Annotated in this window: 22 protein-coding genes; 11 read left to right on the top strand and 11 right to left on the bottom strand. The window is 32.0% G+C overall.

Translation table 11 applies throughout. From position 1 onward, the window contains the following. Window position 1: 1 nt before the first annotated feature. The 3 genes from HAW63_05180 to HAW63_05170 form a co-directional block, all read right to left on the bottom strand. Complete coding sequence (locus HAW63_05180) at window positions 2–403, bottom strand: hypothetical protein (protein ID MBE8163362.1); 402 nt, start codon at window positions 401–403, stop codon at window positions 2–4. A gap of 4 nt (window positions 404–407) precedes the next feature. Beyond that, the gene (locus HAW63_05175; GenBank protein ID MBE8163361.1) at window positions 408–776 is read right to left on the bottom strand and encodes a hypothetical protein; all 369 of its coding nucleotides are present in this window, start codon (window positions 774–776) and stop codon (window positions 408–410) included. 100 nt (window positions 777–876) lie between these two features. Then, window positions 877–1068, bottom strand: coding sequence for a hypothetical protein (locus HAW63_05170; protein MBE8163360.1), 192 nt, complete (start codon window positions 1066–1068; stop codon window positions 877–879). Between the two features lie 42 nt (window positions 1069–1110). Between HAW63_05170 and HAW63_05165 the strand changes: the two genes are divergently transcribed. Continuing rightward, entirely contained in the window at window positions 1111–1944 is an 834-nt protein-coding gene (locus tag HAW63_05165) for a bifunctional 5,10-methylenetetrahydrofolate dehydrogenase/5,10-methenyltetrahydrofolate cyclohydrolase (protein MBE8163359.1), read from the top strand. Here the strand turns inward: HAW63_05165 and hpt are convergent. Next, entirely contained in the window at window positions 1941–2474 is a 534-nt protein-coding gene (gene hpt / locus HAW63_05160) for a hypoxanthine phosphoribosyltransferase (GenBank protein MBE8163358.1), read from the bottom strand. The two genes, HAW63_05165 and hpt, sit on opposite strands and share 4 nt — an antisense overlap. A 33-nt stretch (window positions 2475–2507) precedes the next feature. Continuing rightward, the gene (locus HAW63_05155; GenBank protein MBE8163357.1) at window positions 2508–3278 is read right to left on the bottom strand and encodes a hypothetical protein; all 771 of its coding nucleotides are present in this window, start codon (window positions 3276–3278) and stop codon (window positions 2508–2510) included. Window positions 3279–3343: 65 nt separating this feature from the next. On the opposite strand from HAW63_05155, the gene rsmH reads away from it, so the two are divergent. From rsmH to ald, 7 genes are all read left to right on the top strand, one after another. Then, on the top strand, window positions 3344–4261 hold the full coding sequence (gene rsmH / locus HAW63_05150) for a 16S rRNA (cytosine(1402)-N(4))-methyltransferase RsmH (protein MBE8163356.1): 918 nt from the start codon (window positions 3344–3346) through the stop codon (window positions 4259–4261). Between the two features lie 47 nt (window positions 4262–4308). After that, window positions 4309–4608 (top strand): hypothetical protein, encoded by a 300-nt coding sequence (locus tag HAW63_05145; protein MBE8163355.1) that lies wholly within the window; start codon window positions 4309–4311, stop codon window positions 4606–4608. Between the two features lie 12 nt (window positions 4609–4620). Next, window positions 4621–6597 (top strand): transpeptidase family protein, encoded by a 1977-nt coding sequence (locus tag HAW63_05140; protein ID MBE8163354.1) that lies wholly within the window; start codon window positions 4621–4623, stop codon window positions 6595–6597. 2 nt (window positions 6598–6599) lie between these two features. Continuing rightward, window positions 6600–8108: a UDP-N-acetylmuramoyl-L-alanyl-D-glutamate--2,6-diaminopimelate ligase gene (locus tag HAW63_05135; GenBank protein ID MBE8163353.1), complete on the top strand. Its 1509-nt coding sequence runs from the start codon at window positions 6600–6602 to the stop codon at window positions 8106–8108. Continuing rightward, a complete protein-coding gene (gene murF / locus HAW63_05130) occupies window positions 8101–9603 on the top strand; it encodes a UDP-N-acetylmuramoyl-tripeptide--D-alanyl-D-alanine ligase (GenBank protein ID MBE8163352.1) in 1503 nt (500 codons plus the stop codon). The genes HAW63_05135 and murF overlap by 8 nt, the downstream gene beginning before the upstream one ends. 73 nt (window positions 9604–9676) lie before the next feature. After that, the gene (locus HAW63_05125) at window positions 9677–10549 is read left to right on the top strand and encodes a UDP-3-O-acyl-N-acetylglucosamine deacetylase (GenBank protein ID MBE8163351.1); all 873 of its coding nucleotides are present in this window, start codon (window positions 9677–9679) and stop codon (window positions 10547–10549) included. Between the two features lie 69 nt (window positions 10550–10618). Beyond that, window positions 10619–11725 carry an alanine dehydrogenase gene (gene ald, locus HAW63_05120; protein MBE8163350.1) on the top strand — a complete coding sequence of 369 codons (1107 nt, stop codon included), beginning with the start codon at window positions 10619–10621 and terminating at the stop codon, window positions 11723–11725. A gap of 36 nt (window positions 11726–11761) precedes the next feature. Here ald and HAW63_05115 read toward each other — a convergent pair whose 3' ends face one another. Further along, window positions 11762–12565 (bottom strand): hypothetical protein, encoded by an 804-nt coding sequence (locus tag HAW63_05115; protein MBE8163349.1) that lies wholly within the window; start codon window positions 12563–12565, stop codon window positions 11762–11764. Then, the gene (locus HAW63_05110; protein ID MBE8163348.1) at window positions 12555–13547 is read right to left on the bottom strand and encodes a hypothetical protein; all 993 of its coding nucleotides are present in this window, start codon (window positions 13545–13547) and stop codon (window positions 12555–12557) included. Before HAW63_05110 ends, HAW63_05115 begins: the two co-directional genes overlap by 11 nt. A gap of 279 nt (window positions 13548–13826) precedes the next feature. Between HAW63_05110 and HAW63_05105 the strand changes: the two genes are divergently transcribed. After that, a complete protein-coding gene (locus HAW63_05105) occupies window positions 13827–15320 on the top strand; it encodes a LysM peptidoglycan-binding domain-containing protein (protein ID MBE8163347.1) in 1494 nt (497 codons plus the stop codon). 7 nt (window positions 15321–15327) lie between these two features. Here HAW63_05105 and trxA read toward each other — a convergent pair whose 3' ends face one another. Beyond that, a complete protein-coding gene (trxA, locus tag HAW63_05100; GenBank protein ID MBE8163346.1) occupies window positions 15328–15651 on the bottom strand; it encodes a thioredoxin in 324 nt (107 codons plus the stop codon). 72 nt (window positions 15652–15723) lie between these two features. On the opposite strand from trxA, the gene HAW63_05095 reads away from it, so the two are divergent. Both HAW63_05095 and HAW63_05090 read left to right on the top strand, forming a co-directional pair. Next, complete coding sequence (locus tag HAW63_05095; protein MBE8163345.1) at window positions 15724–18201, top strand: DnaJ domain-containing protein; 2478 nt, start codon at window positions 15724–15726, stop codon at window positions 18199–18201. 4 nt (window positions 18202–18205) lie between these two features. After that, entirely contained in the window at window positions 18206–19318 is a 1113-nt protein-coding gene (locus tag HAW63_05090; protein ID MBE8163344.1) for an LptF/LptG family permease, read from the top strand. On the opposite strand, the gene HAW63_05085 is transcribed toward HAW63_05090, so the two are convergent. The 3 genes from HAW63_05085 to HAW63_05075 all read right to left on the bottom strand — a co-directional run. Next, on the bottom strand, window positions 19315–20199 hold the full coding sequence (locus tag HAW63_05085; GenBank protein MBE8163343.1) for a hypothetical protein: 885 nt from the start codon (window positions 20197–20199) through the stop codon (window positions 19315–19317). The two genes, HAW63_05090 and HAW63_05085, sit on opposite strands and share 4 nt — an antisense overlap. 57 nt (window positions 20200–20256) lie before the next feature. Then, a complete protein-coding gene (gene rodA / locus HAW63_05080; protein ID MBE8163342.1) occupies window positions 20257–21372 on the bottom strand; it encodes a rod shape-determining protein RodA in 1116 nt (371 codons plus the stop codon). Continuing rightward, window positions 21372–21595, bottom strand: a 224-nt coding sequence (locus HAW63_05075; protein MBE8163341.1) for a hypothetical protein, incomplete at its 5' end; no start/stop codon positions are given. The genes rodA and HAW63_05075, both read right to left, overlap by 1 nt.

Below are 21595 nucleotides of genomic sequence, written 5' to 3'. Positions count from 1 at the left end.
ATTACTCTTTTATTGTTGGAAGGTGTTTGGTTAAAGAAACAGTATTAAGTGCAATCTTTTTTTGAAATTGCCATTGGGCTACCGTCCACCTTGCAGACCCGGTGATAGTTTTGTATTTTTTTTTAAGGCTTAGTTGGTTTAATTTTCCAAATAGCAGGGTGGATTGAATATTTTTTTTTAAATTATGCTTACATAGTAAAATGGGCTGCTGTTTGGCTACGCAAAGTGTAGCATTGTAAATAGCAGTGTGATTAAAGTACTTTAAAAAGCTAATGTAAATAAGTAAAGAACCTAGGCTTACAAGGCTTATAAACAAAAGATTGCTAATAGTAAATTCTACTAAAGCTTGCCCTTTAGATTGAAGTAAAGTTTTTTTTAATAAAAAATAAAAAAGCATATTCATAATATTATTTTTCTGTAGAGGCGGCTCCGTTCATAAAAGTATTAAAATCTTTTTTTTTGTACAAACCTTCTTTAGGGGCTTCCATTTTTGCTTTTTTTCTTTTTCCCTGTAGGGAGTAAATAATGTTAGTAAAATTACTATTTACTGTTTTGTTAAGTAAGCGAATAGCACCAAGGCTGGCCACGGCCATAATGCCCACAATAATAAGGTATTCGATAAGCCCTTGCCCCTTAGGGCTGGTTATAATCAAAGAATTAGATAGTAATTTTTTTTTAAGATGAAGAGAGTTAAGTTGAGAATTAAACTTTAACTTTGTATGCAAACCTTTGCGTTTGCGTGAATAGGTAAGAAACCAATATTTAAAAACAGACATTATTTACTCCTTTTTTTTAAGGAGAGTGCAATAAATAAAATATTTTATTTAGGCAAAAAGCACTTTTTTACAAAAAACTGTCCGAAAAGAAGCGGATTATTTACTTTTTTGTTTTTAGTATTTTTTGTAAAATTTTGATAGCGATATCGCTTAGCTGGTACTTTTGAATAAAAGCAAAAAAACTATGCACTTCGGCTGCTTTTTTAAATTTAGCTAAAGTTGCAGGAGAAGAACTGTCTTTTTCAAATTCTATGCAGGTTTGATCTTCGGAAAGATGTACGCTATTATTCATACAAAATATTTAACAATTCTAGTTTTATAGGTCAAGGCAAATATGGTTTTACTTAACGGAAAAGAGCTGGCTCAACAACGGTTCTTACATTTAAAAACACAAGTGAGTTCTTTGGTAAAAAAACCAAAATTAGCAGGCATTCTTATAGGGAAGGACTTTGCTAGTCAAATTTATGTCAGCAAAAAAAAAGAAGCTTGTGAAAAATTGGGCTTTACTTGTGATATTTTATATTTAGGCGAAGATAGTACACAAAAACAAGTGTTACAGCTAATTGAAAAGCTTAATAAAGATAATACAGTTACGGGCATTTTGTTGCAATTACCCATTCCTAAACATTTAAATGCTTTAGGTTTAATTAATGCCATTTCTTCTAAAAAAGATGTAGACGGGGTAAGTGCAAAAAATATGGGTTTACTTTTGCAAAAGGCTCATACCATAGCCCCTTGTACTGCGCAGGGTATTTGCAACCTTTTAAAGGCATATAATTTTTCCATTAAGGGAGCCCATGTTGTTATTGTAGGTAGGAGTTTAATTGTAGGCTTGCCCACTTCGATTTTATTACAACAACAAGGGGCAACGGTTAGTTTGTGTCACTCGCAAACCTCTGACTTAAAACACCTTGTACAGCAGGCCGATATAGTGGTTGTGTCTGTGGGAAAAAAGCATTTGTTAGATAAAACGGCTTTTAAAAAAAATGCAGTGGTTATAGATGTGGGAATTAGTCGCGAGGGAGATAAGTTATATGGAGATGTATGCCCACAGGGTTTAGAAAATGTGTTAAAGGCTTATAGTCCAGTTCCTGGAGGTGTAGGCCCTATGACCATTCAAACTTTAATGGAAAATTTAGTAAAGTTACAGCAGCTTGCAGACCACTAATTAAAGTTATTCATTTGCGCGATAAAAGGAAGTTCGCGCCAAGCTTCATCATAATCTAATCCGTAGCCCACAACAAATTGATTGTCTATTTCAAAAGCGTGGTAGTCGACACGAATATTTTTTACTTTTAGCTGTTTGGGTTTATACAATAGCGAAACTACTGTTATGCTTTTGGGCTTTTTAGAGTTTATATAATTTATAATAAATTCTAAGCTTAAGCCAGTGTCTACAATGTCTTCGACAATAATAACATCTTTGTCTTTAATAGAAGAAATTAAATCTAAAGTAATTTTAACATTACCAGTAGATTTTGTTCCTGAGTAACTAGAAATACCAAAAAAATTACAAGAAAGGGGAAGGTTAATTTCTCTAATTAAGTCTGCATAAAAAAAGCTAGCCCCTTTTAAAATGCAAAGCATTTCGGGAGCCTTTCCTTTAAAATCTTTGGTAATTTTAGCGCCTAGCTCTTTTACTTTTTTTTGTATTTGTTCGGCAGAATATAGTGTAGAAAATTGGGTTTTAGAACTCACTAAATATCCTTTTTTATATTGATAGGATTAAGATTAGTGTATATTCAGTAAAATGGCAATAAAACTTTGAGAGTCTTGGCTATTTTCTAAATTCTCTAAGTTTAAATTTATCGCCTCTAAAAATAATTTTAAATTTGCTTCGGGTTGTTTTATATGTCCGTTTAAAACAATAAGCTTTAAGCCTTTAGAGAGTGGGCCAAGGCTAGGTAAGGCGTTTATAGCTTCTTTAATATTTTTTTCATTAAAAACATTTAAAATTTCTGTGTTTTCTAAAAATACACTTTTTAAATGAACATCATTAATAGAAATAAACTGTAAAGAGGAGGTTTCTTGTACTAGATCGGTTAAGCTTTTAGAAAATCGTACTAAGTGGGCCTCTACTTTAAAACTGTTTTTATTTAAACTAGCAGAAGTTTTTTTTAACGAGGGTGTTATTTTTTCTGTGGTAGCAACGGGGGTTATATTTTTGGCTTTAACCGAAGACACTCTTCTTTTTATGGGAGGTGCTGCCTTTAGTATTTTTTTACGAGTTATTTTTACAGGTGTTTTTAATAAAACAGTATGGGCAGGGCTGGCAGTTAGTGTGGTTGGATTATTTTTACATAAAGGCGGGCATTGGTTTTTTTTGGTGTAGGTAAGGATAGCTCCAAGAACAACTAAACCTAAAGGTATGCCTGCATTAATGAAAAACTTTTTTAGTTTGGTGGAGGATTTTACAGCATACCGAGACATGTCTATTCCACACTGCGCACAGTATTGATCTTTGGGTTGAGAAAACCGACATTTTGGACAGGAAATATTCATAAAAACGCTCTGTGTCAATACAGTAGCATTTTGCTCTTATTTATCAAGTGTAAATCTCTATTTTAATGTGTTATTGTGTTTTTATGCCACAAAATCAGGGTCACATTCCTATTATGAAGCAAGAAATATTAGATTTTATTAAAGAGTCTAGTGTTTCTGCTAGTTTTTTATTAGATGCTACTTTTGGAAGAGGGGGGCACACGCAATACTATTTAGATTATTTTAAGGATTTAAAGGTTTTAGCCTGTGACCGAGACAAAGAAGCCATTAAATATGGAAAAGCGCATTTAGCGTCTTTTTTGCAAGAAAAGCGCTTAGATTTTATTTATAAAAATTTTAAAGACATTAGCGCTCAAGACTTTAGTCGGCTTTCAGAAACGGCCTGCTCTCATATTTTAGTGGATTTAGGAGTGAGCTCTCCTCAACTAGATAAACCAGAGCGTGGTTTTAGTTTTTATAAAAAAGGCCCTTTGGATATGAGAATGGATCAAAACCAAGAGTTAACTGCAGCCGATATCATTAATACTTGGAGTGAAGAAAAGCTGATTGAGTTATTTCAAAAAAATGGAGAGGTTTTTCGGCCCTATAGAGTAGTTAGGGCTATTGTAGAGGATAGAAAACACCAATTATTTAACGATACTTTGTCGCTGGCTCAGTTAATAGAAAGGGTGGACTCTTGGCAAAAAAAGTCTTTTCACCCGGCTACCAAGTATTTTATGGCCTTACGCATGGAGGTTAATGGCGAATTAAGTGGTTTAAAAGAAAGTCTAGAGGCTTTTGTGGATTATTTATGTCCAGGGGGGCGATTAATTGTTTTAAGTTTTCATTCTTTGGAAGACCGCATAGTAAAGCATTTATTTAAAGCTTTAAAAGATAAGGGAAATATTTTAACGAAAAAAATTGTTAAAGCTTCTGATGCTGAAAAAAAAATTAACCCAAGGTCAAGGAGTGCAAAGCTTCGTGTTTTTGAAAAAGCTTTATAAGCTTCTTGCGTGCTAGCTTAAGAAAACATACACTTATATTAAGCGCTATGTCTAAATTAAATTTATCAGAAACTCACAGGCAGCATATCTTTAGTTTGTTTATTTTTTTTATTTTAATTTTATCTTTTGTTTTTGTAAAAATGCAAATTCGTTTATTAGGTTATCAGGTTTTAAAAACGGCTAATCAAGTACAAACCTTAACAGAGCGTTTGGTTTTAAAAAAAACCAAATATGTTGCTTTGTTTTCAAAAATTCAAGGTGGAATTTCGGGTAAAGAAAAACAAGCCTACAACTCTTCTCATAAAATTATTTATATAATAGGCGACAACACAATTATTGATTATTAGCAAAGAGTTTTTATGTTAAAAAATCGATTTATTTTATTAAGTATTAGTTTTTTTTGTGTCAGCGTGGTGTTAATTTTGCGCTTAGCACAAGTGCAATTGTTTTCTAATAAAAAATTGCAAAATTTAGAAAACATTAATTTTAAAAAGGTATTAAAGTTAGCCCCCAAAAGAGGGCAAATTTTTGATGCTCAAGGAAAGGCTTTGGTAATTAACACTCCCTCGTATTCTTTGTATGCTAATCCTAAAAAAATAAAAAATGTGCTTAAGCTATCGCGAGCTTTGTCTAAAGAATTATCCACTTCTGCTTTTTCTATTTATAAAAAATTACATAAGCCTAAAAAACAATTTGTATGGATAGCTAGAAAGTTAAGCTTACAGAAGAAAGAAAGCATTAGTAAAATTGCCTCTAAAGCCATTGCTTTTGTAGAAGAAACTAAACGGTTTTACCCTTATAGAAAGCATTTATCTACGGTATTGGGGTTTGTTGATGTAGACTCTAAGGGGTTAGAGGGTTTGGAGTTATTTTATAACCAAACTTTGTCTAAAGCCAAAGAAGAGGCTTATTCTATTTTAAAAGATGCTAAAGGCCGAGGGTTGCTAGAGAAAGGAACTTTGTTTAAAAGTAGTCGAGGCTTAAATTTAGAATTAAATATAGTTTCTGATTTACAAAACATTTTAGAAAAAGAAATTGATAAAACACAAAAATTGTATCAAGCCGACGCTGTAACCGCACTAATTTTAGATGCACAAAGTTCGGCAATATTAGCTATGGCTAATACCCCTGGTTATGATTTACTTAAAGCAAGCACTACTGCCAATCAGCTAAAGCGAAACAAAGCAATAGTGGATATCTTTGAACCAGGTAGCACATTTAAACCTTTTGTAGTAGCTGCTGCATTAAAGCAGGGGAGTATTAAACCCAATAGTAAATTTTGGATTGGTAAAAAAACCTTTAAAGTAGGGCCACATATTATTAGAGAGGCACATAAAAATCATAACTTTAAGTGGTTAGCTATAAAAGATATTTTACGCTTTTCTTCTAATATTGGAATGAGTAAAATGGCTTTAGTTTTAGGAGATGCAAAACTGCGAAAAGTGTTACAGGATTTTGGCTTTGGTGCTAAAACAGGAGTAGATTTTTCTGGTGAAGTTCGTGGTATTTTACAAAAGTTACCGTGGAAGCCACATTTATTAGCTAATGTGTCTTTTGGGCAAGGCATTGCCGTTAGTGCTTTGCAAATGGCTAATGCTTACGCGGCTATTGCTAATGGCGGGGTTTTAAAACAGCCACACTTTGTAAAAGCCATTACTAGGGCTGACGGTAGTGTGGTTAAAAAAATAAAACCAAAAATAATTAGAAGAGTTCTTAGTAGTCGAGAAGCGCATATTTTAAAGTTATTATTATTAAGTTCTACTAGTTTACATTCTACGGGAAAGGCAGCTAGAGTTTCGGGGTATTTGGTTGCAGGAAAAACGGGAACTGCTCAAAAAATTGACCCAGGAAAGGGGGCGTATTTAAAAGGAGCTTATGTTTCTAGTTTTGCTGGGTTCTTTCCTGTAAATGACCCAAAATTTGTGGTGTATGTTATTGTCGATAACCCCAAAGGTAAGAAATTTTATGCCTCTCAAGTAGCTGCTCCTTTATTTTCTAAATTAGCTGCTAGTGCATTGTCTTGGGCAAAAATTCCACCTTTAATAAATAAACATCAAAACAGTGTAGTGAAAAAAACCAAAGCACAAACAAAAAAATTATCTAGTTACAAAAAAGCACAGCAAAGGGTTTTGTCATCATTGCTAAAGGTGACTGTAAAAAAAATAATGCCTAATTTAAAAAACCTTAGTTTGCGAGAGGCGATTAAAAAATTACAAAGTATTAAAAATTTTAAATATAAAGTAAAAGGTTCGGGGCAAGTTTATTCTATGCGACCTCTTCCTGGAACTTCATTAAAAAAAATTAAAACCATTAAATTGGTTCTTAAACATTTTTAGTTATGTTGTTAAAAACAACTCTTTTAAATTGTCCTGATATAGAATTTCAAAAAATAGCTAAGCAGTTTATTTCTAAAGAATTTAATGAAATAGCTATTTCTAATATTTTTGATGATTCTAGAAAAGTGGTTGCGGGTTCTTGTTTTGTTGCCATTAAAGGGGCTTTGTTTGACGGACATTCGGCAATTAAAGAGGTGATTGGTAAAAAAGTTTCTGTTATTTTTTTAGAATCCTTGTTAAGTACAAAAATTTATAAACAAGACGGAGTTTTGTGTATTCCCGTTTCTGATACTCGAAAATTATTGTCTAACCTAGCTTATGCTTTTCATAAAAATAAATTGCAAAATATAAAGTCGGTAGGTATTACCGGCACAAATGGAAAAACTAGTATTAGTTATTTATTAGAATTTTTATTGCGACAACAAAAAGAAGTACCAGGAGTAATGGGAACCGTTAATCACCACATTAATAAAAAAGTATGGCCTACTGCTTTAACTAGCCCCAGTGTTTTAAATTTATACCAAAGGTTAGCAGATTTTAATCAAGAAAAAATGACAACCTTAATTTTAGAAGTGTCTAGCCACGGGTTAAGTCAGCACCGGTTAATAGTGTTTCCTTTTCAAGCCGTGGTTTTTACTAATTTAACGCAAGACCATTTAGATTATCATGAAAGTATGGCTAATTACTTTGCTGAAAAACAAAAATTATTTTTAAAAGCAAGGGAGCTAATGCAAACTCCTTGTTCGGCAATCATTAACATAGATGATAGTTATGGTAAAAAATTGCAAGTAGCTTTGCATCTTAAGCGGTGGACTTATGGGCAAGACTCTTCTGCAGATTTTTCTTTTAAAGTTATTAAAGAAAATTTAGAGGGAATGACCATTAGTTTAAAGTTTCAAAAAAAGATTTATGTTTTTACCACGGCCTTAATTGGCTTGCACAATGCTTATAATATTGTGGCCAGCGTTGTTGTGGCTTATGATTTTGGTTATGATATACAATCATTAGCAAAATCTTTGTCGCTATTTAAAGGAATTCCGGGAAGGTTACAAAAGGTAGAAAATACCTGTAAACTTTCTATTTTTGTAGATTATGCCCATACTCCCAATGCTATTTCTTCTGTATTGCTTTCGGTAAAGCCTTTAGCTAAAAGAGTGGGCATTGTTTTTGGCTGCGGAGGGGATCGCGACAAATTAAAAAGGCCTTTAATGTTACAAGAGGCTTTAAAAATTGCCCATTTTATTGTGTTAACTTCTGATAATCCTAGAGAAGAAAAGCCAGAAAGTATTATTAAAGACATTTTAAATGGAACAAAGGTTTCTGACTATCCAGATAAGTTATTTGTTATTTGTAATAGAAAAGAAGCCATTCAATTTGCTTTGACTTTACAAGGTAAAGACGATGTTTTAATTATTGCGGGCAAGGGGCATGAGCAAGAGCAAATAGTAAAAAACAAAACTTTTTTTTGGAATGATTATACAGAAGTACAAAGGCTTTTAAAAAATGGATAAAACAAATAAAAAATTTTTTGTGAAAGAGGTGGCTTTGTGGTCAAAGGCAAAGATTTTAAAGCATGATGCTCAGGGGTTTTCTAATTTTTTAACAGACACTAGACAGTATAAGCAAGATAGTGCTTTTGTTTCTTTGCAGGGCAAGGTGGATGCCAATGCGTTTTTAAAAATCGCTTATGAAAAAGGTGTTCGTGTTTTTTTTATAGACCAAAAGATTAGTAAAAAATTTTTGACCGAAATTATGTCATTTAATGATGTTAGTGTGCTACAGGTGCCAGACACTTTAAAAGCTTTACAATTAATGGCTGTTCAATGGAGAAAATCACTAAAAGGAAAGTTGGTAGCCATTAGCGGGTCTAATGGAAAAACAAGCACTAAAAATTTTACTTATCAATTGTTACACAAATATAAGAAGACTTATAAAAGCCCATTAAGCTTTAACAATAATTTAGGAGTGTCTTTAAGTTTGTTAGAGGCAGAACCAGATGATGAAGTTATTCTTTTAGAAATGGGAATGAGTCATAAAGGAGAGCTTAAATTATTAACACAAATGGTTAAGCCAGATATTGTATTAGTTACTCAAGTTAATGCGTCTCATATTGGTCATTTTAATTCTTTACAAGAGGTGGCCGATGCTAAGCAAGAGCTTTATCAATTTTCTTCTGATACTGCCGTAGGTATTTTTAATGAAAATAATGATTTTACTGTAAAAATGAAACAAAAATACTTAGCAGGTGGTGATAAACATTCTTTTTCTTTTGGGTCTGAAAAAATATTAAGTCATAAAAAGTCATTGCACCAATGTGTAGTTACGCAATTTATTGAAGAGTCTTTGTTTGGTTTACGCTTTACTTTAAGCTACTTTAATAACGGCAAAAAGCAGTATCAAAACCAAATTTCTGTCCCTTTATTAGGCGTGCATAATATGGATAATATTGCAGCGGCAGTAACTATTAATTTAGCACTAGGAGTGCCTTGGGATAATATTATAAAGGCTTTAAATACTTTACAAGCAGGCTGGGGACGAATGCAATTGTTACATCATTGCACAGGCGCTGCGATTATTTTTGATGCCTACAATGCAAATCCCGCTAGTTTTACATCGGCCTTAAATAGTTTAGAAAAATTTTCTTGTGCAGGAAAAAAAATCGCTGTAATAGGAGCGATGGGCGAATTAGGCAAGTGGTCCGATGAAGAGCATTATCGTTTGGCTTTGCGTGTAGGAGCTTTATTTGATACTATAGGCTTTGTTGGCAATGAAGATTCTTTCTTGTCGGGTTTAGAAAAAAGTTTGTTTACGGGAAATTGGGTTTGTAGCCCTTCGGTGAATACCAAAGAGTTTCAAGATTTTTTAAATACAATAAATTTACAAATTAAAAAAGAGGACATTATTTTTATTAAAGCTTCGAGAGTTCATCAATTAGAAAAAGTATTAGATAATTTTAAAATACAAAAAACGCAAAAAACGAAAACTAAAATACAAACTAAAAAATAAAAAAACAAAAAACAAAAAACAAACTAAAAAATACAAAAATACAAAAATACAAAAAACAAACTAAATAAAATTTATGTTTTTACAAAACACTTTAAAATCTAAAACCTCTTTATCGGGGGTGGGGTTACACTCAGGCAAAGAAGTTTCTGTTAACTTTCTTCCAGCAACGGTAGATACAGGAATTTGTTTTGTCAGAGCCGATTTACCAAAGCGCCCTTGCGTAAGGTTAGAAGCCCATAAAGTAAAATCTACCGAGCTAGCAACCACTTTAGACTTTGGAGATTATAAAATTTCTACAGTGGAACATTGTTTAGCAGCTTTGTATGCTATGGGAGTGGATAATTTATATATTGAAGTTTTTGGTGAAGAGATGCCTATTTTAGACGGAAGCTCGAAAGTTTTTGTACAAGCTTTTAAAAAAGCAGAAGTGCTAGAACAAAATAAAGTTAAGCCATATGTTTGTGTGCAAAAAGAATTTACAGAAAAATTAGGGTCTTCTTATGCAAAAGTAGAACCCTATAATGGTTTACGCATTAGTTGTAATATTGATTTTCCTCACCCAAAAATTTTAAAGCAATCTTTAGATTTAGAAATAGATAGTCATTCTTTTGATACAGAAATTGCAGGTGCAAGAACTTTTGGTTTTATAGAGCAGGTAGAACAGTTAAAAAAACAAGGTTTGGTACTAGGGGGGTCTTTGGATAATGCCATTGTTTTAACTCCCACAGGAATTTTAAATCAAGAAGGTTTACGATTTTCTGATGAGTTTGTTAGACACAAAATTTTAGATGCTTTAGGGGATTTAGCCATTTTAGGCCGACCTTTGCTGGCTCAAATTACTTTATATAAACCAGGGCATGCCTTAATGAACCAGTTGCTACAAAGGCTTTTAGCGCTACCGGCTTTTTATGATATAAAAGAAAGGGCTGGGGCTTTAAAATTTTAAGTAACCCGTGTTATTCTTCTTGTTTTCGGTGGAAATTTGGTATATCCAATAAGCTGCGCGGAGGCAATTATGAGAGTAGGAGTTCCTAAAGAAATTAAAATTAGTGAATCGAGAGTAGGGTTAACCGAATCGGGTGTTAGGCAGTTTGTTGCCCAAGGTCACGAGGTTTTTGTAGAAACACAAGCGGGTTTAGGCTGTTTGATTACTGACGAAAATTACTTATCTGTGGGAGCCAAAATTGTCGACTCTGCTAAAGAAGTTTATGAAAACGCAGAAATGATCATTAAGGTAAAAGAACCTTTACCTCAAGAGTATGATTTAATGCAAGAGGGTCAGCTATTATTTACTTATTTGCATTTAGCTGCCGAGCCTCAGTTAGCGAAAATTTTATGTGATAAAAAAATTCAATCTATTGCTTATGAAACCATTCAAGAAAGCGATGGAAGCTTGCCTTTGTTAACTCCTATGAGTGAAGTTGCAGGGCGTATGGCTACTCAAGTGGGTGCTTTTTATTTACAAAAAGACCATGGTGGAAAAGGCATTTTATTAGGAGGAGTAACCGGTGTTAAAAAAGCACAAGTTACTATTGTTGGAGGTGGAGTAGTAGGTGTTCAAGCGGCAAAAATGGCCGTGGGCTTGGGCGCAGATGTTATTTTATTAGATATTGATCATGCTCGCTTAAGTTTTTTAGATGACCTTTTTCAAGGGCGAGTGCAAACTTTGTTTTCTAATGCACAGAACTTAGAAGAGTCAGTAATTAATACCGATTTATTAATTGGTGCCGTTTTAGTAGCTGGCCATAAAGCGCCTCAGTTGATTACAGAAGCCATGATTCATAAAATGAGTAAAGGTTCTGTAGTTGTAGATGTAGCTGTGGACCAAGGTGGTTGTATAGCCACTTGCAAGCCCACCAGTCATGTGAACCCTACTTACGAAATTAATGGAGTACTACATTACTGTGTTCCTAATATTCCAGGAGTGGTGCCTAGAACTTCTACTTACGCATTAACTAATGCCACTTTGCCTTATGGTTTAACATTGGCAAAGTATGGTTTAAAAAAAGCTTTAGAAAAAAAACCAATTTTAAAGTCGGGCATTAATGTTTATGATGGTTATATTGCCTATCAAGCTGTAGCTCAAGATTTAAATATGGAATATAGACCTTATTTAAATTAAGGGCTTTGCTTTTTTTATATTTTTAATCCATTACTTTTATTTTTTTAAATATATATAAATAGAACCCCATATTTCGGTTTGTAATAACGCCACTTTTTGTTTTTTTAGTAAGTTTACAACTTCTTTATGAGGGTGTTTGTATCTAGATTTTTTTGCACTAGCAATGGCCATTATTAAATGACTTAGCTTTTGAAAAAGCTTTATATGATTACTATTTTTACTGCCATGATGATCTAGCACAAAGTATTTAATTTTTTCGGGGTAAGGCAAGTTATTTTTCCATAATAATTCGGCCTTTTTTGTGCTGTCTCCCCCTACAAGAATTAAATTTTTAATTAAAAAAACTCTACTTAAAAAATTAGTAGAAAGTGGGGTAGATTTTTTTTTAAAAAAAGTTATTTTTTTTGAAATAGCAAAAGGTATTTCGACAATACCATTATCTTTTAGTAAAAGGAGTTTTTGTTTGGTGCATAATTGTAAATTTCGCAAATATTTTTTATTATACTTTTTAATTTTTTCTCGAGGTTTTTTATATAAACAAAACTTTATTCGATTCTTTTTAAATAAATAAGTAAATTTAATATGATCTTTATCAGAATGAGTTAAAAGCAAAATGTTTTGTTTTGTTTTACATTTTTGTATAATGGCGTTGTTTTTATTGTAACCTTCTCCTCCCATATCAAAATGAAAGCAAGCCTTATTGGTAACAAGGCTGCTCCACGAGCCTTGCCCTACATTCCATATAATAAATACGGGTTGTGTAATTTTATTAATAGATAAATAGTGTGGGGAAAGAAATAAAAATACAAAAAGGCAATAAGTAAAAAATTTATAAATCATGATTTTTAAGGTGTATATTTTTTTTCATAGAAAGCTTATATTTTTTAATATAAACTTCAAAAAGGCTTAAACAAAATTGTAAGCTAATGGTATAAATCCAAAAATAAAGCAAGGGGAGTTTGTCTGCAGTAGGGCCATTAACTAAAAGGTTTTGCAAGGGGGTTAGTAATGAAAAAAATATTTTCCATAGGTAGTCAGCAAAAAACAAGTTAGAAAAGAAAAAGTATTGTAAAATAGATAAAGGAATTAAAAACAGTAATAACAAGGGAGTAAATAATATTTGTATAAAAATACTAAATGGATGAATGCTATTAAATTGACTTAAAATAGGAAATAAAAATAAATATAAAAGGGCACTTTGAATAGGTATTTTTATAAAAGGCTTTTTATATACAGAAGGAATTAAGGGGTGGCTTAATACTTGGTGTAAAAAATAAATAATAAGTATTGCGCTCCAGCTTAACAGCAAAGAAATGGAGGCCCATAAGCTGGGTTTAAATAACAAACTTAATAGCACAGAAAGTAAAACTAAATAGCTAGAGGGCCAATGTAATTTGCCGTAGTTGTTGATTAACTTTATCACTTGAAAAAAATAGGCGCGCAAAGCGGGTGCCGAAATATTAAGCATAAATGTATATAATAGTAAGAGGAATAAGTTGAGGCTAATAGTTATGCTTTTGGGTAAAAGAAGAATTTTGCTCTGTAAATGAGTAAGGCTTCTATATATTAAGGAAATGTGTAGCCCAGAAATAATAATTAAATGTATTAGGCCAGAGTTGGCAAAAAGAGAATACCAATGGGAGGGCAGTTTTTTACCACAACTTAAGCTTTGATATAGCCCCTCGTAGGGACTAGCTTTAGAGAAGCTTAAACAAAAATTATGTAAATAGTTGCTGAGGGCTAAAATGGGTTCGGACAAAAAAGCGGAAGTGCTATCAGAAAAATAGTAGGCTAGTACTATTAAGGGCAATAACAGAAACATTAGCTTTTAAATAGCAAGTTTACCTCCAGCTTAGGAGTAAAAATATTTACAAAACTGTTATTTTGAATTCATAAACTGCATTTTTTTACGAAAAATATAGTATTTTTAGGTAGTTATAGTTTGTCATAATTAAGGCATATTCACATAACGGGGGTATTTCCGCTTTTTCTTTTCTATTTATGGACTTTAGACACAAAAATTGTGGATAACTTCCATTACTTTAGAAGAGGTTTTTTTTTAACACTGTTCAAAGGCTAAAAATCTAGTAATTTTTAAACTATGATGCGTTATTTTAGATGGGTTATGTTTGGCATAATACTGGTTTCACATGGGGTGGTTAGTGCTAGTTTTAACTCCGACTACGAAGACTGGTTGCATAATATTTATTTAGAGTTTTATGAACAAGCGGTTCCTGCTCAGCGCTGGGATGGAATTGTAACCAGTAAAAATAAGGATAATTATAAAGTAAAGCCTGGAGATAATTTATCACAAATTAGTGCCAATGTTTTAGGTTCGGCTACTTATTGGCCTAAGTTATGGGCGGTAAATTCTCAATTATCTAATCCGCACTTAATTGCCGAAAATACTCATCTGAGCCTTAAGGCAGGTGGAGGTTTGCGTTTTTCTGCAGCAGGAAAACCAGCAAGAAAGCAAATTACTGCAAAATTTATAAGAGAGAATAAAGAGGGAAAAAAAATTAAAGAAAATAAAAAAGTACTTTTGCCTGCCCTGACATCTAGGATACGGCCCGTACTTAAGAAGTTTCCAAAAAGCTTTCCCTTATGGAAATCCATTTATCATCAGCAACAAGAAAAACTAACCAATGAGTTAGCCATAGAGTTTGTAGAGCCTGCTGTGTCTGGTCAAAAACTCTCTGTGTATTTGGATAATATGATTATAGAGCGCATACCAAATAGTATTGGTGAGGTATTGCCCAGTGGGCGAAGGCTTTTATATTCTAAGGGTCAGGATATATTTATTAAAGTTTTTGGCGATGCCGTGGTGGATGTAGGGCAACGACTTAGAGTGGTAGATACTAAACCTATTTATTTTAAAAACCAATCCATTGATGAAAGGCTGTTACAAGTAAGAGCGGAATTAAAAGTGATTGAGGTTGTAGCTAAAACAGACGAGGCTTTTTATGCAGAATATAAGGCTAAAATTACACACTCTTTTCTTTCCATAAAAGAAGGAGATTCTATTATTTACGGGCCATTGCGTAAATTTTTTGTAGAAAAAAACACTAGCAACAAAACATTGCCTCGCTTAGGTTTAATTATGGGAGGGAAGGGTTTGTCTTCTCCAGAATTATTGGGCTTACATAATTTAGTGTATTTAAATGTAGGCTTGCAGGATTCATTAAAGGTGGGAGATGTTTTTCCAGTATATCAAAGCTTAAAATCTAGAGGAGGCCGTGATCGTTGGGGAGATACAGTGGCTGCGTATATTAATATTTTAAATGTTCAAAAAAATACAGCCACTGCGGTGATTAGCCAAATTATGTCAGACATTAAAGTGGGTGACCGAGTTGGTAGCTTTGATGGAGTCAGCGATTTAAAGCGTGAAGAAAGTGATAAGTTAGATTTTGAGGAGTTTGGCGATGATGAAGACATCTTGGAGGAGAGTAGTTTTTTTGAAAAGAAAAAAACAATAGGCGAAGCTGCGCAAGACAAACAATTAGAAGGCGACTTAAACGGTAACGAATTAGAAGACGATTTAGAAAACGATTTAGAAAATAACGAATCAGAAGAAGAAGAAGAGCTTGATTTATAAGTTCTTTTTAGCTTTGGTGTTCTTTTATTTTATTTAAAATACTTTCTTTATCCTGATTTCCTACTAATTGATCCATAACTTGGCCATTTTTAAATAAGATCATAGTTGGAATACCTTTAACATTATAAGTAGAGGGGGTTTTTGCATTTTCATCAATGTTGATTTTATAAATATTGATTGCATCGGATTGCTCATCTGAAATTTCTTCTAACTTAGGTCCTAATGCTCTACAAGGTCCACACCACTCTGCCCAAAAGTCTACTAAAACAAGCCCCTTGCTTTCTAAAATATCGGTTTGAAAGTTTTGATCTGTGGTCTTTTTTGTAGGCATATTTTCTCCCTTTTTAGACTTAAGGTTAGTCTAAAAAATTTAGTTTTTCAAGGCTTTTTCCGATATTATTTTATGCCTAAAAAGTATAAAATTTTAGTCTTAGATGACGATGCAGTATTTGCAGATTCTGTGTCAAAAAGTTTGCAAGATTACGGTTATGATTCTATGGCGTGCACTAGTACTTTTGACGCAGAAGATAAGTTACAAACTTTTTGCCCAGATTTATTAATTGTAGATTTATTTATGCCCAGTGGAAATGGTGCAGATTGGGTTTCTGCTTTATTGCAAAAAGGTAGTTTAGCAATACCAGTAATTTATATGTCGGGGGTTTTTACAGACCTAGAGTTTCAAGCCAGTTTGCTTTACCATCCATTAATTTTAAAAGTATTTTCTAAACCTTTTGCCATTGCCGACTTGTTTTTAGTTATTGAGCAACACCAAAAAAATAAAATATCTGAAACAAAACAAAAAGCTAAAGTGTCGGAGTTAAGTTGTTTAGAGCAAGCTTTAATTGGAAGTAATTATACAGATTCTCAATTTATCCAAAATTTAAAGCGACCTATGAAATGTGTGGCTAATAATTTACCAGAACATTTAACAAGTTTTTTTCATATTAAAGCCAATGGTTTTTTAAAAATAAGAAAAGAAGACGAAGAAATAGTTATTCATTATAAGGAAGGTAATATTGTTTTTGTAAAGATGCAGGATAATAATACCTTGGGTGCTTTACTGGCAAAAATAACACAATTAAAATATGAAGATATAGAAATGCATTGTTTGGAAGCACAAAATACTAAGCAAAACATTGGGTCTTTTTTATTAAAAAATTCTTTAATTACAGAGATAGAAATTTTTAAAGCAGTTAATTTACAAATTGCACTAAGACTTTTAACTTTATTTGATGATCAACCAGTAAGCTGCGAATGGGTTGATGAAGAGAAGCCTGATTTTGCTTTAGTGGGTCATTTTTCTATCGAGGAATGGCAGCGTGTTTTAATACGAGTTTCTAATAATTTAACAGAAAAGTGTTTAAATACTTTTTTCAAACGATTTAAGTCTTACTATGTTATTTTAAGAGAAGAACAGCTTCCTGTCTCTATTGCTAATAAAGAACTTTTAAATCATTTTTCTCAATTAAAAGCAGAATTATCTTCTACTTGTGTTCAATTAGAAAAGTTAGAACTAATGAATACAGAAGAAGGCTTAAAATCGGTTTATTTATTTTTACTTTTAAATGTGTTGGCTTTGTCTGATGTTAAACAACTAAGTAAAAAAGAGTTATTAACTATTACTAATGCTAATAAAAATAAAGATTATTTTGAATTGTTAAATTTAGATGCAAAGGCAACAGAGCAGAACATTAAACAAGCATATAGGCATCTTTCTAAAAAATTTCATCCCGATAATGCTGCCTTTTTTTCTTCGGAAGAAGAGCGAGGGCTTTACGAAGAAATATTTAACTCTATTTCAGAAGCGTACAGCACTTTATCTAAAGAAGAGATGAGGGTTTCTTATCAATCTGTGCTAGAGCAAGAGCAGTTTGAAAACCAATTTAAGCAACAGCTAATAGAAGATGAAATTATAGAACAATTAAAAAGTTGCGACTTAACTAATTTGTTAGAAAAAATCAACAATTCTTATATTATTTATGCAAAAAAACAAGTTTTTTTACTATGGGCTTTAGTTATTGCTTATACACAAGAAGGCTCTGTTGAAAAACGCAAGGTAATTAAGAAAAAAATGAAAGTGTATTTAAAAAATGTTCCCGATACCATTACAAACTTTAACCATATTATTTATTTATCTAAAGCCTTGTGCTACGAAGTGCTTCACAACTTAGAAGAAGCTAAATATTATTTTAGTAAAGTAGAAAGCGTAGCCTCTATAAACATTCAAGATAATTTAAAAAATATAAAAATGTTATTATTAGACAGAAAAAAGAAAAATGTTAGAAAAAGAGATTGGCAGTTAGGCTTGTTGGTATTTGCTTTATTGGTTGGAGTTTTTAGTTATAAAATAAGTAAAGACGATATAAATCTTCTTGTGGTAGACATAGAAAGCCCTGCTTCTTCCCCTAAGGTAACTAAGAAAAAGAAGAGAGGTTTATCTTCGGTTGATAAAAAAATACAAATAGCTAGTTACTTTTCTAACTTAGAAGGCTTTTATTTAGACTCTTTAGAAGAAGCTAAAGGGTATAAATTAGTTAGTTTAAAAAATTATCAACTTATTTCTAAAGAAGAGAAGGTTAATAAGCTTAATATATTAATTTATAAGCAAATTGCATTACGAAAAGGGCCGGTTACAGAGAAAAATTTTTTAAAAAAGCAAAACAAAAAACAAATAAAAGGTATAAATAATTTTTTAGAATCACAAATTTCTATAGAAAAAATATCTCCTACTGTGTGGTCAGGATATACAGGTGGCCCTCAAAAGAAAAGTTTATTGGTGCAATATGTTAAACAACATAATACTTTTTTATACTTTATTGGAGAGTCAGAGAACATTTTGCAACTAAAAGATAACATTGAAAAAAGCCTTTCTAGATTATAAAAATATGTTAAGTTTTTTACAAAGTTCTAAATTAGAGTTTTTTTGTTATATTTTTAATAAATTAATAAAAAAATTTTTATTTATTACCTTCCTCTTTTGTTGTATTTTTTATATCTTAGAGGTTTTAAAACTTTTTAGTTATTTTTCTAGTAGAATAACTTTTTTAGATTTTATTACTTATTTGGCAATCGATTTATTTACCTTCTTGCCTTTACTTTTACCAATTAGTTTATTAATTGCCATTCTTTTTGTTTATAATTCTCTTTTTTTTAATAATGAATTTCTTTTAAGTTCTATGTTAGGGTTAAAATTTTTTTTTTATCCAATTGCTGCGGCAGGTTTTTTTGTTTTTTTACTTAGCTTACAAGTAAATTTTTTTTTAAAGCCTATGGCCTCGTATAAATTAAAGATAATGCGCAATCAATTTAGTGTTAGCGTATACCAAAGTATGAAATCAGAAGTTTTTCAGCTTGGAATTAAAGATAGTTTATTTTATGCCAAAGACAAGCTTTCTAATAATTTTTTTAAAAATATTTTTGCTTTTATTCCCAACAAAAAAAATAATATATCTATGTATGCTAAAAAATCGCGAACATTTATAAAAACAGAAGAAGATAAAAAAGATTTAATTTTAGAATTACACAAAGGAAAAGCATATAATTTTTCAGAAAAAGAGCCTTTTTTATATAACTTTGATAAAGCACAATTTTTGCTACAATCTTTTGCAACAAATTCTATCAAGCCCCATTTAAAATACTATAATTTATTAGATTTAAACTCTTCTAACAGTTTTGATAATCAAATAGCGCAAAAACAAGTAATATATAAATATAAGTCTATTAATTTAATTTTATCGTGTTTATCATTTTGCTTATTGGCATGGATACTTTTACCTATGAATTTTTCTAAAAAAAAATGGCAATCTGCTACAGCAGTTTTTGTTGTTTCTATATTTTGGTTACTGTATTCTATTTTTTTAAGTTTATCGAAAAAAAGTTTTGGCACCGAATATTTAATTTATTTAATGCCTAATCTATGGATTATTATTTTTTGTTTTTGGATGTATTATAAAAGAAAGCGCAATATACCTTTATCAGAAAGAATGTTGTCTTTTTAGTGACTACTAAACTTTAACCAAGTGGACAGATCGTCTTTGGTGGATAAAATTTGAGAGCCTTGTTTTATGAGTTCAATATTTCCAGAAAATACACTCCAAGGGGCTTGTGGAATAGTTCCCACTTCTTTATTTAACTGTAAACCCAGGCTTGCGGTTAATAAGCTACCACTTTTTTTTTGCCCCACAATCATTAAAACATGAGTAGATAAGCTGGCTATTAACCAATTTCTTTTATGAAAATTATATTTAAACAATGGCATATTGGGAGAAAATAAACTAACTATACTGCCTCCGCTTTTTTCAATAGCCTTGATGTAACTTTGAAACGAGTGGGGATAAATATTTTTAAATCCTGTGGGTATCACAGCAATAGTAGGGGTGTTATTGCGAATACTAATTTGATGACTATGTTGATCTATTCCCTGAGCCCCTCCACTAATACAGTTTATATGGTTTTGTTTTATGACAGGCCCTAGGGTAGCATCCATCCAATTTAAACTATCTATGCTGGGTTTACGACTACCAACAACGGCTAGCAGGGGCGAAGTTTCTTGGTTTAAAGGTTTTCCTATATAAGATAATAAAGGGCTATAATTTAGATCTCTAATTAATGAACAAGGATAATGGTGATGCCCAGGGTAAGTAAATTGTATGTTTTGTTTTATAGACCATGTTAGTTGTTCTATGGAATCTTTCCACCAATGGGGTTTTACTTTTAATCGTTCTTGCAAGTGAGAAGGCAAATATTTCCATGTATCGGCAATAGAAAATTGATATTTTTTATACTTTTTTAAGAGTGTTAAAAAGTTAGCTGGTTTTAAGTGAATGTTATGCCAACTTAAAGAAGCTAAAAGCAAAAGAGGGTCTTTAGTTCTGTTCATTGCTTTAATACAGCAAAGAAAAAACCATTTTTATAGGCTTGGTAAAAGGACTTGGTGTTAAAAAATTCGCATATGGTACGAAATAGAAGAAAGTATGCCTAGTGCTGCACTAATACTAATAATACTAGATCCTCCATAGGAAAAAAATGGCAAGGGAGTGCCTACAATGGGGAGGATGCCCGTAACCATGCCGATGTTAATAAATACCTGCCAAAAAATAAAAGAAACAATTCCGACTATACAGAGGCTGGAAAAACCACTCAAACTAGTGACAGCTATTTGCAGGCAGATCGAAAATAATAAAAAAAATAATAGCAGGCAAAGGCAAGCTCCCCAAAAGCCAAACTCTTCGCTTAAAACACTAAAGATAAAATCAGAATGTCGCTCTGGAATAAAGTGTAATTGTGATTGCGTCCCTTTGGTAAAACCTTTTCCAATAAGTTGCCCGCTGCCAATAGCAATTTGTGACTGTATGCTGTTGTAGCCAATACCTTTGGGGTCTTTATAAGGTTGTACAAAAGTAATGATGCGTTTTTTTTGGTAGGGCTTAAGCACAAAGTTCCAAGCTAGGGGTATACAAATTAATACAGAAATACCGGTTATAATAATAACTTTATGTTCTAGTGTAAAAAAAATTAGCATCGAGGCACCAATGCTTAAAATAATTAAAGCAGTACCTAGGTCGGGCTGTTTCATTATTAGTAAAAAAGGTAAACACAGCAAGATAGATGGCTTTATTAGCTGTTTAAAATTTAAGCTATTGTGGATATTATAAGTGGAAAGTAACTTTGCTAAAGCTAATATAATGCTTAATTTCATTATTTCTGAGCTTTGTAAGTAAAAGATGCCAATTTTGATCCATCGCTTTGCACCATAAAATGACACTCCCTCTGTTAGAGTAAAAACCAATAGTGCAATGTTAAGAAAGTACAGTGGGTAGGCTAATTTAAAAAATAGTTTTGGCTGTATAAAGGTAAAAATAAAAAAAACCACCCAGCCTATGGTTAACCAAGTTAGTTGTTTCCAAAAAATCATTTCTAAACCAAGCTTTACATTGTTGTAGCTGGCACTATAAAGAACGATTAATCCAAACACTTGTAAGGCAACAATAATAAAAATTAATTTTAAATTTAATTTATAAAAAATATTAGTTGTTGGTTGCTGTAAAATCATTATAAACCTTTTTTCTGTATTGCCTTTAAAGAAAGGCTATTTTTTAAGTCTTTAGGTTGCGGGGGGTATTTATCTAAATACGCTTGCATTACATCTCGAGCTAGGGGAGCGCTTCCTGTTGACCCATGGCAGGAGTGTTCTGTTAATACAGCCACAGTAATTACAGGGTTTTCTGCGGGGGCAAAACCTATGAACCAGCCATGATGCCTTTGGTTTAAAGGCA

Source organism: Pseudobdellovibrionaceae bacterium (assembly GCA_015163855.1).
Lineage (GTDB): Bacteria > Bdellovibrionota > Bdellovibrionia > Bdellovibrionales > UBA1609 > JAAOIH01.
This window is presented reverse-complemented; position numbering and strand designations above follow the sequence as displayed.

Bases quoted from the DNA above. Each gene is read 5' to 3' on its own strand.
- HAW63_05180 (MBE8163362.1), bottom strand. From the start codon at position 403: ATGAATATGCTTTTTTATTTTTTATTAAAAAAAACTTTACTTCAATCT.
- HAW63_05175 (MBE8163361.1), bottom strand. From the start codon at position 776: ATGTCTGTTTTTAAATATTGGTTTCTTACCTATTCACGCAAACGCAAA.
- HAW63_05170 (MBE8163360.1), bottom strand. From the start codon at position 1,068: ATGAATAATAGCGTACATCTTTCCGAAGATCAAACCTGCATAGAATTT.
- HAW63_05165 (MBE8163359.1), top strand. From the start codon at position 1,111: ATGGTTTTACTTAACGGAAAAGAGCTGGCTCAACAACGGTTCTTACAT.
- HAW63_05155 (MBE8163357.1), bottom strand. From the start codon at position 3,278: ATGAATATTTCCTGTCCAAAATGTCGGTTTTCTCAACCCAAAGATCAA.
- rsmH (MBE8163356.1), top strand. From the start codon at position 3,344: ATGTGTTATTGTGTTTTTATGCCACAAAATCAGGGTCACATTCCTATT.
- HAW63_05145 (MBE8163355.1), top strand. From the start codon at position 4,309: ATGTCTAAATTAAATTTATCAGAAACTCACAGGCAGCATATCTTTAGT.
- HAW63_05140 (MBE8163354.1), top strand. From the start codon at position 4,621: ATGTTAAAAAATCGATTTATTTTATTAAGTATTAGTTTTTTTTGTGTC.
- HAW63_05135 (MBE8163353.1), top strand. From the start codon at position 6,600: ATGTTGTTAAAAACAACTCTTTTAAATTGTCCTGATATAGAATTTCAA.
- murF (MBE8163352.1), top strand. From the start codon at position 8,101: ATGGATAAAACAAATAAAAAATTTTTTGTGAAAGAGGTGGCTTTGTGG.
- HAW63_05125 (MBE8163351.1), top strand. From the start codon at position 9,677: ATGTTTTTACAAAACACTTTAAAATCTAAAACCTCTTTATCGGGGGTG.
- ald (MBE8163350.1), top strand. From the start codon at position 10,619: ATGAGAGTAGGAGTTCCTAAAGAAATTAAAATTAGTGAATCGAGAGTA.
- HAW63_05115 (MBE8163349.1), bottom strand. From the start codon at position 12,565: ATGATTTATAAATTTTTTACTTATTGCCTTTTTGTATTTTTATTTCTT.
- HAW63_05110 (MBE8163348.1), bottom strand. From the start codon at position 13,547: ATGTTTCTGTTATTGCCCTTAATAGTACTAGCCTACTATTTTTCTGAT.
- HAW63_05105 (MBE8163347.1), top strand. From the start codon at position 13,827: ATGATGCGTTATTTTAGATGGGTTATGTTTGGCATAATACTGGTTTCA.
- trxA (MBE8163346.1), bottom strand. From the start codon at position 15,651: ATGCCTACAAAAAAGACCACAGATCAAAACTTTCAAACCGATATTTTA.
- HAW63_05095 (MBE8163345.1), top strand. From the start codon at position 15,724: ATGCCTAAAAAGTATAAAATTTTAGTCTTAGATGACGATGCAGTATTT.
- HAW63_05090 (MBE8163344.1), top strand. From the start codon at position 18,206: ATGTTAAGTTTTTTACAAAGTTCTAAATTAGAGTTTTTTTGTTATATT.
- HAW63_05085 (MBE8163343.1), bottom strand. From the start codon at position 20,199: ATGAACAGAACTAAAGACCCTCTTTTGCTTTTAGCTTCTTTAAGTTGG.
- rodA (MBE8163342.1), bottom strand. From the start codon at position 21,372: ATGATTTTACAGCAACCAACAACTAATATTTTTTATAAATTAAATTTA.